Origin of the sequence: Streptomyces sp. NPDC048604, from assembly GCF_043199435.1 — a bacterium.
Lineage (GTDB): Bacteria > Actinomycetota > Actinomycetes > Streptomycetales > Streptomycetaceae > Streptomyces.
Window position 1 is genome coordinate 381232 of record NZ_JBICVX010000005.1, and the last position, 12419, is coordinate 393650.

A 12419-nucleotide genomic window follows, 5' to 3' on the forward strand; every position below is an offset into this window, starting at 1 on the left:
TTCACGCCTGCACCTCCTTCGACGTCGCCGGGGTCGCCGGTCCGATGCGGACCGGGGCACCGGGGCGGGCGCCCAGGGTGTCCAGGACCGCGGAGCCGGGCGAGTTGAGCGGGAGCCAGACCACACGGTCGGGCATCTCGGTGACCTGGAGCGGGAGTTCGACGGCGCCGGACGGGCCGGTCACCGCGAGGACGTCGCCGTCCTTCACGCCCGCGTCCCCGGCCGTCGCGGCCGACAGCCGGGCGACCGCCGCGTGACGGGTGCCCGCGAGGGCCGCGTCGCCCTCCTGGAGCCGGCCCAGGTCGAGCAGCAGCCGGTGGCCGGCCAGGACGGCCTCGCCGTCGCCGGGCCGGGCCGCGGGCCGGGCGGGCTCCGCGGGCGCGGAGGCCCGCTCGCCGTCCCAGCCGCCGAGCCGGTCCAGCTCGCGCCGCGCCGCCCGCAGGTCGGGCAGGCCCAGATGCGCGTCGAGCGCGTCCGCGAGCATGTGCAGCACCCGCAGATCCGTCGGCGCGAGCGGCCGCGTCATCTGCTCGGGCTTCAGCGCCGCCTCGAACAGCCGGGCCCTGCCCTCCCAGTTGAGGTAGGTGCCGGCCTTCTCCGCGGCCGCGGCGACCGGCAGCACCACGTCGGCCCGCTCGGTCACCTCGCCCGGCCGCAGTTCCAGGGAGACCACGAACGCGGCGTCGAGCGCCTCGCGGGCCCGCGCCGGGTCCGGCAGGTCGCCGGTCTCGACGCCGCCGACGAGCAGCGCGCCGAGCTCCCCGGTGGCCGCGGCCTCCACGATCTGGCCGGTGCTCCGGCCGTAGCCGTGCGGGAGTTCGCGTACGCCCCAGGCCGCCGCGACCTCCTCGCGGGCCCGCGGATCGGTCGCCGGGCGGCCGCCGGGCAGCAGCGACGGGATCGCGCCCGCCTCCAGCGCGCCCCGCTCGCCGGCCCGGCGCGGGATCCACACCAGCCGGGCCCCGGTGGCCGTCGCCAGCCGGACCGTCGCCGTCAGCGCGCCCGGCACACCGGCGAGCCGCTCGCCGACGGCGATCACGGCGCCTTCCTTGCGCAGCTCCTGCGCCGCCTCGGCGCCCGGGCCCTCCAGGCCGACGCCGGCCGCGAGCGCGTCCAGCCACTCGGTCTCGGTGCCGGGCGCGGCCGGCAGCAGCGCGCCGCCGGCCTTCGTCAGGCCGCGCGTGGCGAACGCGGCGAGCCCGTACGTCTTCTGGCCGTGCTTCCGCCAGGCCTTCCGCAGCCGCAGGAAGACCCCGGGGGCCTCCTCCTCGGCCTCCAGACCGGCGAGCAGCACGGCCGGAGCGGCTTCGAGCGAGGTGTACGTGACGCCGGTGCCGTCCAGGTCCCGGCCCCGCCCGGCGACGACCGAGGCCAGGAAGTCGGCCTCCTCGCTGGAGTGGATCCGGGCCCGGAAGTCGACGTCGTTGGTGTCCAGCGCGACCCGGGCGAACTTGGCGTACGCGTACGCGTCCTCGACCGTCAGCCGCCCGCCGGCCAGCACGCCGGTGCGCCCCCGGACGAGCCCGCGGGCCGCCGCCTCCAGGGCCTCCGGCCAGGACGCGGACTCCAGGTGACCGGACTCGGGGTTGCGCACCAGGGGCGTGGTCAGCCGGTCGCGCTGCTGCGCGTACCGGAACGCGAACCGCCCCTTGTCGCAGATCCACTCCTCGTTGACCTCGGGGTCGTCGGCGGCGAGCTTGCGCATCACCTTGCCGCGGCGATGGTCGGTCCGGGTCGCGCAGCCACCCGCGCAGTGCTCGCAGACGCTCGGCGAGGACACCAGGTCGAACGGGCGGGAGCGGAACCGGTACGCCGCCGAGGTCAGCGCACCCACCGGGCAGATCTGGATGGTGTTCCCGGAGAAGTACGACTCGAACGGGTCGCCCTCGCCGGTGCCGACCTGCTGCAGCGCGCCGCGCTCGATCAGCTCGATCATCGGGTCGCCGGCGACCTGGTTGGAGAAGCGGGTGCAGCGGGCGCACAGCACGCACCGCTCGCGGTCGAGCAGCACCTGCGTGGAGATCGGCACCGGCTTCTCGTACGTCCGCTTCTTCCCCTCGAAGCGGGACTCGGCCTGCCCGTGGGACATCGCCTGGTTCTGCAGCGGGCACTCGCCGCCCTTGTCACAGACCGGGCAGTCCAGCGGGTGGTTGATGAGCAGCAGCTCCATCACGCCGTGCTGGGCCTTCTCCGCGACCGGCGACGTCAGCTGCGACCTGACCACCATGCCGTCGGTGCAGGTGATCGTGCAGGACGCCATCGGCTTGCGCTGGCCCTCGACCTCGACGATGCACTGACGGCAGGCGCCGGCCGGGTCGAGGAGCGGGTGGTCGCAGAACCGCGGGATCTCGATGCCGAGCTGCTCGGCGGCGCGGATGACCAGGGTCCCCTTGGGGACGGAGATCTCGACGCCGTCGATGGTCAGCGAGACGAGATCCTCCGGCGGTACCGCCGCGCTGCCGCCGCCCGCCGGGCCGGACGCGGTGACGGTCATGCGGTCACCTCCTTGTGGTTGTCCGCCCAGGCGGTCGACTTGGCCGGGTCGAAGGGGCAGCCCCGGCCGGTGATGTGCTGCTCGTACTCCTCGCGGAAGTACTTCAGCGAGGAGAAGATCGGGGAGGCCGCGCCGTCGCCGAGCGCGCAGAACGACTTGCCGTTGATGTTGTCGGCGATGTCGTTCAGCTTGTCGAGGTCGGACATCACGCCCTTGCCGGCCTCGATGTCGCGCAGCAGCTGGACCAGCCAGTAGGTGCCCTCGCGGCAGGGCGTGCACTTGCCGCAGGACTCGTGCGCGTAGAACTCGGTCCACCGGGTGACCGCGCGGACCACGCAGGTGGTCTCGTCGAAGCACTGCAGCGCCTTGGTGCCGAGCATGGAGCCGGCCGCGCCGACGCCCTCGTAGTCCAGCGGCACGTCGAGGTGCTCGTCGGTGAACATGGGGGTCGAGGAGCCGCCGGGGGTCCAGAACTTGAGCCGGTGCCCGGGCCGCATCCCGCCGCTCATGTCGAGCAGCTGACGGAGCGTGATGCCGAGCGGGGCCTCGTACTGGCCGGGCGAGGCGACGTGCCCGCTGAGCGAGTACAGCGTGAAGCCGGGGGACTTCTCGCTGCCCATCGACCTGAACCAGTCCTTGCCCTTGTTCAGGATCGCGGGAACCGAGGCGATGGACTCGACGTTGTTCACCACAGTGGGGCAGGCGTACAGACCGGCGACCGCGGGGAAGGGGGGACGCAGCCGGGGCTGGCCGCGGCGCCCTTCGAGCGAGTCGAGCAGCGCGGTCTCCTCACCGCAGATGTACGCGCCCGCGCCCGCGTGCACGGTGAGTTCGAGGTCGAGTCCGCTGCCGAGGACGTCCCGGCCGAGGTACCCGGCCTCGTACGCCTCGCGGACCGCCTCGTGCAGCCGCCGCAGCACGGGCACGACCTCGCCGCGCAGATAGATGAAGGCATGGTTCGAACGGATCGCGTAACAGGCGATCACGATGCCCTCGATGAGGGAGTGCGGATTGGCGAAGAGCAGCGGGATGTCCTTGCAGGTCCCGGGCTCGGACTCGTCCGCGTTGACCACGAGATAGTGCGGCTTGCCGTCGCCCTGCGGGATGAACTGCCACTTCATCCCGGTGGGGAAGCCGGCGCCGCCGCGGCCGCGCAGTCCGGAGTCCTTGACGTACGCGATGACGTCGTCGGGCGACATCGCGAGGGCCTTGCGCAGGCCCTCGTAGCCCTCGTGCCGTCGGTACGTCTCCAGCGTCCAGGCGTCCGGCTGGTCCCAGAACGCCGAAAGGACGGGCGCGAGCAGCTTCTCGGGGCTGCTGTTGTCGATCTCGGGTGCCAAGGTCATCACTCCCCCTCCCCACTGGCCGATTCGCCGCGGGGGTGGACGATCTTGTGGTGCGGGGATTCGCCCTTGGCCAGGCGCAGCCCGACGAGCGAGGCGGGTCCGGCGCCTCCGGTGGCCTCGACCGCGCCCTCGCGCGTGTCGGGGAAGCCGGCCAGGATGCGCGCGGTCTCCTTGAAGGTGCACAGCGGGGCGCCGCGGGTGGGCTCGACGGTCCGGCCGGCCCGCAGGTCGTCCACCAGCCGCTTCGCCGACTCGGGGGTCTGGTTGTCGAAGAACTCCCAGTTGACCATCACCACCGGCGCGAAGTCGCAGGCCGCGTTGCACTCGATGTGCTCCAGGGTGACCTTGCCGTCCTCGGTGGTGTCGCCGCCCTCGTGGCTGCCGACGCCGAGGTGCTCCTGCAGTGCCGCGTAGATGGCGTCGCCGCCCATGACCGCGCAGAGGGTGTTGGTGCAGACGCCGACCTGGTAGTCGCCCGACGGCCTGCGCCGGTACATGGTGTAGAACGTGGCGACGGCGGTGACCTCCGCAGTGGTCAGGCCGAGCAGGTCGGCGCAGAACTGCATGCCGGTGCGCGTGACATGGCCCTCCTCGGACTGCACCAGGTGCAGCATCGGCAGGAGCGCGGAGCGGGACCCCGGGTAGCGGGCGATGATCTCGCGGGCGTCCGCCTCCAGCCGGGCCCGGACCTCGTCCGGGTACGGAGGGGCGGGGAGCTGGGGCATCCCGAGACTGGTGTGTCCGTCCGTCATCGGTCGACGCCTCCCATCACGGGGTCGATGGACGCGACGGCGACGATGACGTCGGCGACCTGGCCGCCTTCGCACATCGCGGCCATGGCCTGGAGGTTGGTGAACGAGGGGTCGCGGAAGTGGACCCGGTAGGGGCGGGTGCCGCCGTCGGAAACGACGTGCGCGCCGAGTTCGCCCTTGGGCGACTCGACGGCCGCGTACGCCTGGCCGGGCGGGACCCGGAAGCCCTCGGTCACCAGCTTGAAGTGGTGGATCAGGGCCTCCATGGAGGTGCCCATGATCTTCTTGATGTGGTCGAGGGAGTTGCCGAGGCCGTCCACGCCGAGGGCGAGCTGCGCGGGCCAGGCGATCTTCTTGTCGCCGACCATGACCGGGCCGGGCTCCAGCCGGTCCAGGCACTGCTCGACGATCCCCAGCGACTGGCGCATCTCCTCCAGGCGGACGAGGAAGCGGCCGTAGGAGTCGCAGGTGGTCTCGGTCGGCACCTCGAAGTCGTAGTTCTCGTAGCCGCAGTACGGGTCGGTCTTGCGCAGGTCGTGCGGGAGGCCCGCGGAGCGCAGGATCGGTCCGGTGGCGCCCAGCGCCATGCAGCCGGCGAGGTCGAGATAGCCGACGTCCTGCATGCGGGCCTTGAAGATGGGGTTGCCGGTGGCGAGCTTGTCGTACTCCGGCAGGTTCTTCTTCATGGTCTTCACGAACTCGCGCACCGCGTCGACCGCGCCGGGCGGGAGGTCCTGGGCCAGGCCGCCGGGCCGGATGAACGCGTGGTTCATCCGCAGGCCGGTGATCAGCTCGTACAGGTCCAGGATCAGTTCGCGGTCCCGGAAGCCGTAGATCATGATCGTGGTGGCGCCGAGCTCCATGCCGCCGGTGGCGATGGCGACCAGGTGCGAGGAGAGCCGGTTGAGCTCCATCAGCATCACGCGGATGACGCTCGCCCGGTCCGGGATCTGGTCGGTGATGCCGAGCAGCTTCTCGACGCCCAGGCAGTATGCCGTCTCGTTGTAGAACGAGGTCAGGTAGTCCATGCGCGTGACGAAGGTGGTGCCCTGCGTCCAGGTCCGGTACTCGATGTTCTTCTCGATGCCGGTGTGCAGGTAGCCGATGCCGCAGCGGGCCTCGGTGACGGTCTCGCCGTCGATCTCCAGGATCAGCCGGAGCACACCGTGGGTGGACGGGTGCTGGGGACCCATGTTGACGATGATGCGCTCGTCGTCCGCCTTGGCGGCGGACTCGACGACCTCTTCCCAGTCGCCGCCGGTGACCGTGTAGACGGTCCCCTCGGTGGTGTCGCGGGGGCCTGAGGCGGTATTCACGAGTACGACCTCCGCGTGTCCGGAGCCGGGATCTGGGCGCCCTTGTACTCGACGGCGATGCCGCCGAGGGGGTAGTCCTTGCGCTGCGGGTGGCCCTGCCAGTCGTCCGGCATCATGATCCGGGTGAGGGCGGGGTGGCCGTCGAAGACGATGCCGAAGAAGTCGTACGTCTCGCGCTCGTGCCAGTCGTTGGTCGGATAGACCGCGACCAGCGAGGGGATGTGCGGGTCGGCGTCGGGGGCCGAGACCTCCAGGCGGATCAGCCGGCCGTGGGTGATCGAGCGCAGGTGGTACACGGCGTGCAGCTCGCGGCCCTTGTCGCCGGGGTAGTGCACGCCGGAGACGCCGGTGCAGAGCTCGAAGCGGAGCGCCGGGTCGTCGCGCAGGGTGCGGGCCACGCGGACGAGGTGCTCGCGCTCGATGTGGAAGGTCAGCTCGCCGCGGTCGACGACGGTCTTCTCGATCGCGTTCTCGGGGACGAGGCCCTGCTCTTCGAGGGCGCCCTCGAGTTCGTCGGCGACCAGGTCGAAGTATTTGCCGCCGTACGGGCGGGTGGCCGGTCCGGGCAGCCGCACCGAGCGGACCAGGCCGCCGTACCCGGAGGTGTCGCCGCCGTTGTCGGCGCCGAACATGCCGCGCTGGACGCGGACCTCCTCGCCGTGCTCGCCGCGCTGACCGGGCAGGTTCTGCGCGCTGAGGTCCTTCTCGGGGTTGGGGTTCTCTTCGGTCACTGCAGAAGACCCTTCAGCTCGATCGTCGGCAGGGCCTTGAGCGCCGCCTCCTCCGCCTCGCGGGCCGCCTCCTCGGCGTTCACGCCCAGCTTGGAGTTCTGGATCTTCTGGTGGAGCTTGAGGATCGCGTCCATCAGCATCTCCGGGCGGGGCGGACAACCCGGCAGATAGATGTCAACCGGCACAATGTGATCCACACCCTGCACAATCGCGTAATTGTTGAACATTCCGCCCGATGATGCGCAAACCCCCATGGAGATCACCCACTTGGGATTGGGCATCTGGTCGTAGACCTGCCGCAGGACGGGCGCCATCTTCTGGCTGACCCGGCCGGCCACGATCATCAGATCGGCCTGGCGCGGGGAGCCGCGGAAGACCTCCATGCCGAAGCGCGCCAGGTCGTAGCGGCCGGCGCCGGTGGTCATCATCTCGATGGCACAGCAGGCGAGGCCGAAGGTCGCGGGGAAGACCGAGGCCTTCCGGACCCAGCCCGAGGCCTGTTCGACGGTCGTCAGCAGGAAGCCGCTCGGCAGTTTCTCTTCGAGTCCCATGGATGCTCCTCAGCCCCTCAGTCCCATTCCAGGCCGCCGCGCCGCCACACGTAGGCGTAGGCGACGAAGACGGTGAGCACGAAGAGCAGCATCTCCACGAGCCCGAAAAGCCCCAGGGCGTCGAAGGTGACCGCCCAGGGGTAGAGGAAGACGATCTCGATGTCGAAGACGATGAAGAGCATCGCCGTCAGGTAGTACTTGATCGGGAAGCGGCCGCCGCCGGCCGGAGTGGGCGTCGGCTCGATGCCGCACTCATAGGCCTCAAGCTTGGCCCGGTTGTACCGTTTTGGGCCGATCAGCGTGGCCATGACCACGGAGAAGATCGCAAACCCTGCGCCGAGGGCACCGAGCACGAGGATGGGTGCGTACGCATTCACGCTCCTCGCTCCTTCCAGTCGTCCTTGACCGTTGGACCGCACCGGGCAACCCGTGTCGCCGCCTCGCGAAGATCGTGCACATGTGAGGCAGTTCACAAGCCCGACGCCCCGCATCTTATGCCCGCCCCTCTGTGATCTGCGACACGGGGTACGCCAAGGACTTTGTGATCTCCACCACCTGACGAAGGATCATGAAGTCGGATGAGCGGTGATCTTGATACGCGAAGCACGCAGGTGATCACCATATGTGACATCCAAGCCGGAAATCCCTGGTCGGAGGGGTGTCGCCCTATCAAGCGATGGGCACTACAAGCAAATTGGCAGTGGACGCAGGCCGGTGATATAGCGACTCGCCATCGCCCGGTCGAGGGGCCGGCGGTACGCAAGTGGACACGTGCGCGCATTCACGAGCCGAGAACCCCTAGGTGTGACCTGCCTCACACGAAGGGAACCCGAAATAAACAGGGCTTGGCCATCGGCGTGAAGGAGTGGTAAGCGAAGGTCAATTCGGACGTTTCGCGGAAAACCCTTGATCAAGCCCCTGATCGCCGCTGCCCGTATTGTCCGTTGTGCCGTCAATAAGGCCGGGAGAGAAGCGGATTATGTGGTTCCGAACGTAACTGTGGCGCAACACACGTTTCTTGAAGGGAACCTGCGGAGGCTGATACCGGTTGTACTCATGTCCCGAACCGCTCACATACCCAGCCACCGGAAGCCCCGCCGCAGCGCCTCGACGATCGCGCTCCGGGCCGGAGTTGCCGGTGGCGTCCTCAGCACCATCGCGGTGGCCGGCGCCGCCGGGCCGGCGAACGCCGAGCCGGTGACCGAGACCATCGAGATGCCGACGATCGGCTCCCTCGACACCGAGCTGTCGACCGCCGTGGCGGCCGCCGCCGAGGCGTCGCAGCAGGAGGCGCTCGACCTGAACCTCGCCGTTCAGGAGAACGCCGCCAACGTGGAGGCCGTGAAGGCCGCCAAGAAGGCCAAGGCCGAGGCGGAGCGCAAGGCCGACGCCGAGCGCGCCGAGAAGGCCCGTGAGGCCAAGGAGCGCGCCTCCCGCACCTCCGAGCGCACCAACCTCTCCTCGTACTCCGCGAGCGACTCCTCGACGCCGCAGGCGACCGGCTCCGCCGCCGCGATCGTCGCCTTCGCCCGCGCCCAGGTCGGCGACTCGTACGTCATGGGCAGCACCGGCCCCAACTCCTGGGACTGCTCCGGCCTCGTCCAGGCCGCGTACCGCCAGGCCGGCATCGACCTGCCGCGCATCTCGAGCGACCAGTCGAGCATGGGCCGCTCGGTCTCCCTCGACAGCCTGCAGCCCGGCGACATCCTCTACTGGGGCAGCCGCAGCGGCTCGTACCACGTGGCGATCTACGTCGGCGGCGGCAAGTTCGTCGGCGCGCAGAACCCGTCCACCGGTGTCGTCGAGCGCTCCCTGGACTACGACCAGCCCGCCGGCGCCGTCCGGATCCTCTGATCCGCCGACCGCTGATCCGCGGACACCGCTGAACCACGGCGAAGGGCCGTCATTCCTCGGGGGAGCGACGGCCCTTCGTCCTGTTCGCCCTACTTCTTCCGGAACTGCTCGATGATCCGGGCATAGCTGTCCCCGCCGTGGCCCGCCGCCGAGGCGGCCCGCATCAGCTCCAGGTGCAGCTCGGGCAGCCGGGAGTCCACGCCCCGGTCCTCGCCGGCGTGCAGCAGATGGCCGATCGCCGCGATCTGGACGTCGATGGTGGCGTCGTCACCGGGGTACGCGCCCGCGTCGATCTGCTCCGCGTACCCGGTCATGAACCAGGCGACCGTCCGCAGCCAGCGGGTCGCGAGCGCCGTGAAGTCCCGGGCCGCCACCCCGTCCGCGCCGGCGAGCGCCGTCGCGTGCAGCCAGCCGCCGAAGACCGACCACATCAGGCCGAGCAGTCCCGCGTCGTACAGCGAGGCCAGGCCCGCGTCCGCGCCGAGGCCGACCGGGTCGCCGAGCACGGCCAGGGTCTCGCGGTGCGCGGCGAGCAGCTCCGGGTCGCCGCTGTAGAGAATCATGTTGGCCGGATCCCCGACGCCGGGCGGGGTCGTCATGATCCCTCCGTCCAGGTAGCCGATGCCGTGCCCCGTCGCCCACTCCGCCTCCGCGCGGGCCTGCTCGGGCGACCCGGACGTGAGGTTGACCAGGACCCGGCCGCGCAGCCGGTCGGCGACCGGGGCGAGCAGCTCGCGCACGGAGCCGTAGTCCAGGACGCAGACCAGGACCAGCTCGCTCGCCTCCACGGCCTCGGCGACCGAGGCGGCGTGCACCGCCCCGCGGGCGGCGAGCGGCCCGGCCTTGGCCGGGGTGCGGTTCCAGACGGTGGTGGGGTGCCCGGCGGCGAGCAGGGCGCCGGCGAGGGCCGCGCCCATCTGGCCGAGGCCCAGGACGGTGACGGAAGGCTTGTCGTTCACGTGGTCGTTCATGGCTTCACGCTCTCAGCGGCGGAATCCGGCCGACAGTGGCAGGACTGACGCCGCCCGCACGATTCCTGCCATAGGGTCGCGGCATGCGCCCAGGAGTCGTCGCCGTCGCCGTCGTACCGGATCCCCGGGTCGGCACCTCTCTGTGGGAGCTGTACGAACTCTCCATCGCCTGCGCGGTCTTCGGCATCCCGCAGCCCGATCTCGCCGACCCCTGGTACGAGCTGCGGCTGTGCGGGGACGCCGGCGACGCCGGGATCTTCTCGGTGCGCGCGGACCACGGGCTCGACGGCCTGGTCGGCGCGGACACCGTGATCGTGCCCTCCGTCCCCGACGCGGTCGTGGACGACGGCGAGGAGGTGCCGGCCGAACTCGTCGAGGCGCTGCGCGCCGCCGCCGACTCCGGGGCCCGGATGGTGTCGCTGTGCACCGGCGCGTTCGCGCTCGCCGCCGCCGGTCTCCTCGACGGGCGGCGGGCCACCGCCCACTGGGTGCACGCCGCCCAGCTCGCAGCCCGCCACCCGCGGGTGGTCGTCGACGACTCGGTGCTCTACACCGACGAGGAGTCTGTGCTCACCAGCGCCGGGGCCACCGCGGCGCTCGACCTCTGTCTGCACCTGGTCCGCCGGGACCTCGGCGCGGCCGTCGCCGGACAGCTCGCCCGGCGGCTCGTCGTGCCGGCCCACCGCACCGGCGGCCAGGCCCAGTTCATCAAGGCCCCGCTGCCGCCCACCGACGACGACAGCCTCGGCCCGGTACTCCAGTGGGCCGCCGAGCGGCTCGACGCGCCGCTGACCGTCGACGAACTGGCCCGCCGCGCCCGGATGTCGGCCCGGACCTTCCACCGCAGGCTCCAGGAGGCCTGCGGGACGACCCCGCTGCAGTGGCTGCTCCAGCAGCGGATCGCCCGCGCCCAGACCCTCCTGGAGCGCACCGACCTGCCCGTCGAGCGGATCGGCGAGCAGTGCGGGCTCGGCTCGTCGGCGAACCTGCGGCGGCACTTCGCCCGTACGGTCGGGGTCTCCCCCGGCGAGTACCGCCGGGCGTTCAGGCCTTCGGGGCCACCTTCGACAGGCCGTTGATGATGCGGTCCATGGCGTCGCCGCCGGTCGGGTCGGTGAGGTTCGCCAGCATCTTCTGGACGAACTTCATCAGGACCGGGTGGCTCAGGCCGTGCTGGGTCGCGATCTTCATGATCTTCGGGTTGCCGATGAGCTTCACGAACGCGCGGCCCAGCGTGTAGTACCCGCCGTAGGTGTCCTTGAGGACCTTCGGGTAGTGGTGCAGGGCCAGTTCGCGCTGGGCCGGGGTCGCGCGGGCGTGCGCCTGCACGATGACATCGGCCGCGATCTGGCCGGACTCCATCGCGTACGCGATGCCCTCGCCGTTGAACGGGTTGACCAGTCCGCCCGCGTCGCCGACGAGCAGCAGGCCCTTGGTGTAGTGCGGCTGCCGGTTGAAGGCCATCGGCAGGGCCGCGCCGCGGATCGGCTGGGTCATGTTCTCCGGGGTGAAGCCCCACTCCTCCGGCATGGAGGCGCACCAGGCCTTCATCACCTCGCGCCAGTCCAGCTCGCGGAAGGCGGAGGAGGAGTTGAGGATGCCGAGGCCGACGTTGGAGGTGCCGTCGCCCATGCCGAAGATCCAGCCGTAGCCGGGCAGCAGCCGGTCCTGCGGACCGCGCCGGTCCCACAGCTCCAGCCAGGCCTCCAGGTACTCGTCGTCATGCCGCGGCGAGGTGAAGTACGAGCGGACCGCCACGCCCATCGGCCGGTCCTCGCGCCGGTGCAGGCCCATGGCCAGCGACAGGCGCGTGGAGTTGCCGTCGGCGGCGACGACCAGCGGCGCGTGGAAGGTGACCTCGCGCTTCTCGTCGCCCAGCTTGGCGTGCACGCCGGTGATCCGGCCGGTGCGGTCGTCGACGATCGGCGCGCCCACGTTGCACTGCTCGTACAGCCGGGCGCCGGCCTTCTGCGCCTGGCGGGCCAGCTGCTCGTCGAAGTCGTCGCGCTTGCGGACCAGTCCGTAGTTCGGGTACGAGGCGAGATCCGGCCAGTCGAGCTCGAGCCGCACCCCGCCGCCGATGATCCGCAGGCCCTTGTTGCGCAGCCAGCCGGCCTCCTCGGAGATGTCGATCCCCATGGCGACGAGCTGCTTGGTGGCGCGCGGGGTCAGACCGTCGCCGCAGACCTTCTCGCGCGGGAACGCGGTCTTCTCCAGGAGCAGGACGTCGAGTCCCGCCTTCGCCAGGTAGTACGCGGTCGTGGAGCCCGCCGGGCCGGCCCCGACGACGATCACATCTGCGCGGTGCTCGGAGAGCGGCTCGGTCACGACGGGGTCCTCCGGAGAGTCGACGGCAGGTCGGTGGGAAGTCTATTGCGCGGCCCGCGGCGCGCGGCCCCGGGAC

Annotated in this window: 11 protein-coding genes; 2 read left to right on the forward strand and 9 right to left on the reverse strand. The window is 71.1% G+C overall.

The window, feature by feature from the left end:
• Position 1: 1 nt before the first annotated feature.
• Genes ACGFMM_RS13600 through ACGFMM_RS13630 form a run of 7 tightly spaced genes read right to left on the reverse strand, consistent with a single transcriptional unit; the run spans position 2 to position 7567 of the window.
• A complete protein-coding gene (locus ACGFMM_RS13600; protein WP_393646113.1) occupies positions 2-2494 on the reverse strand; it encodes an NADH-quinone oxidoreductase subunit G in 2493 nt (830 codons plus the stop codon).
• Positions 2491-3840: an NADH-quinone oxidoreductase subunit NuoF gene (gene nuoF, locus ACGFMM_RS13605; protein WP_393646115.1), complete on the reverse strand. Its 1350-nt coding sequence runs from the start codon at positions 3838-3840 to the stop codon at positions 2491-2493. The genes ACGFMM_RS13600 and nuoF overlap by 4 nt, the downstream gene beginning before the upstream one ends.
• The gene (gene nuoE / locus ACGFMM_RS13610; protein ID WP_393646117.1) at positions 3840-4592 is read right to left on the reverse strand and encodes an NADH-quinone oxidoreductase subunit NuoE; all 753 of its coding nucleotides are present in this window, start codon (positions 4590-4592) and stop codon (positions 3840-3842) included. The genes nuoF and nuoE overlap by 1 nt, the downstream gene beginning before the upstream one ends.
• On the reverse strand, positions 4589-5908 hold the full coding sequence (locus ACGFMM_RS13615; RefSeq protein WP_393646119.1) for an NADH-quinone oxidoreductase subunit D: 1320 nt from the start codon (positions 5906-5908) through the stop codon (positions 4589-4591). The genes nuoE and ACGFMM_RS13615 overlap by 4 nt, the downstream gene beginning before the upstream one ends.
• On the reverse strand, positions 5905-6639 hold the full coding sequence (locus tag ACGFMM_RS13620) for an NADH-quinone oxidoreductase subunit C (protein ID WP_393646121.1): 735 nt from the start codon (positions 6637-6639) through the stop codon (positions 5905-5907). The genes ACGFMM_RS13615 and ACGFMM_RS13620 overlap by 4 nt, the downstream gene beginning before the upstream one ends.
• The gene (locus ACGFMM_RS13625; RefSeq protein WP_393646123.1) at positions 6636-7190 is read right to left on the reverse strand and encodes a NuoB/complex I 20 kDa subunit family protein; all 555 of its coding nucleotides are present in this window, start codon (positions 7188-7190) and stop codon (positions 6636-6638) included. Before ACGFMM_RS13625 ends, ACGFMM_RS13620 begins: the two co-directional genes overlap by 4 nt.
• Positions 7191-7207: 17 nt before the next feature.
• The gene (locus ACGFMM_RS13630; RefSeq protein WP_030494815.1) at positions 7208-7567 is read right to left on the reverse strand and encodes an NADH-quinone oxidoreductase subunit A; all 360 of its coding nucleotides are present in this window, start codon (positions 7565-7567) and stop codon (positions 7208-7210) included.
• Between the two features lie 679 nt (positions 7568-8246).
• On the opposite strand from ACGFMM_RS13630, the gene ACGFMM_RS13635 reads away from it, so the two are divergent.
• A complete protein-coding gene (locus ACGFMM_RS13635) occupies positions 8247-9044 on the forward strand; it encodes a C40 family peptidase (protein WP_393646125.1) in 798 nt (265 codons plus the stop codon).
• An 89-nt stretch (positions 9045-9133) separates the two neighbouring features.
• On the opposite strand, the gene ACGFMM_RS13640 is transcribed toward ACGFMM_RS13635, so the two are convergent.
• Positions 9134-10015, reverse strand: a complete 882-nt coding sequence (locus tag ACGFMM_RS13640) for an NAD(P)-dependent oxidoreductase (RefSeq protein ID WP_393646127.1) — start codon at positions 10013-10015, stop codon at positions 9134-9136.
• 83 nt (positions 10016-10098) lie between these two features.
• Here ACGFMM_RS13640 and ACGFMM_RS13645 point away from each other — a divergent pair, with 83 nt between their 5' ends.
• Positions 10099-11094, forward strand: a complete 996-nt coding sequence (locus ACGFMM_RS13645; RefSeq protein ID WP_393646129.1) for a helix-turn-helix domain-containing protein — start codon at positions 10099-10101, stop codon at positions 11092-11094.
• On the opposite strand, the gene ACGFMM_RS13650 is transcribed toward ACGFMM_RS13645, so the two are convergent.
• Entirely contained in the window at positions 11060-12343 is a 1284-nt protein-coding gene (locus ACGFMM_RS13650; RefSeq protein WP_393646131.1) for a geranylgeranyl reductase family protein, read from the reverse strand. The genes ACGFMM_RS13645 and ACGFMM_RS13650 overlap by 35 nt on opposite strands.
• Between the last annotated feature and the right edge of the window lie 76 nt (positions 12344-12419).

Bases quoted from the DNA above. Each gene is read 5' to 3' on its own strand.
- ACGFMM_RS13625 (WP_393646123.1), bottom strand. From the start codon at position 7,190: ATGGGACTCGAAGAGAAACTGCCGAGCGGCTTCCTGCTGACGACCGTC.
- ACGFMM_RS13600 (WP_393646113.1), bottom strand. From the start codon at position 2,494: ATGACCGTCACCGCGTCCGGCCCGGCGGGCGGCGGCAGCGCGGCGGTA.
- ACGFMM_RS13640 (WP_393646127.1), bottom strand. From the start codon at position 10,015: ATGAACGACCACGTGAACGACAAGCCTTCCGTCACCGTCCTGGGCCTC.
- nuoE (WP_393646117.1), bottom strand. From the start codon at position 4,592: ATGACGGACGGACACACCAGTCTCGGGATGCCCCAGCTCCCCGCCCCT.
- nuoF (WP_393646115.1), bottom strand. From the start codon at position 3,840: ATGACCTTGGCACCCGAGATCGACAACAGCAGCCCCGAGAAGCTGCTC.
- ACGFMM_RS13645 (WP_393646129.1), top strand. From the start codon at position 10,099: ATGCGCCCAGGAGTCGTCGCCGTCGCCGTCGTACCGGATCCCCGGGTC.
- ACGFMM_RS13635 (WP_393646125.1), top strand. From the start codon at position 8,247: ATGTCCCGAACCGCTCACATACCCAGCCACCGGAAGCCCCGCCGCAGC.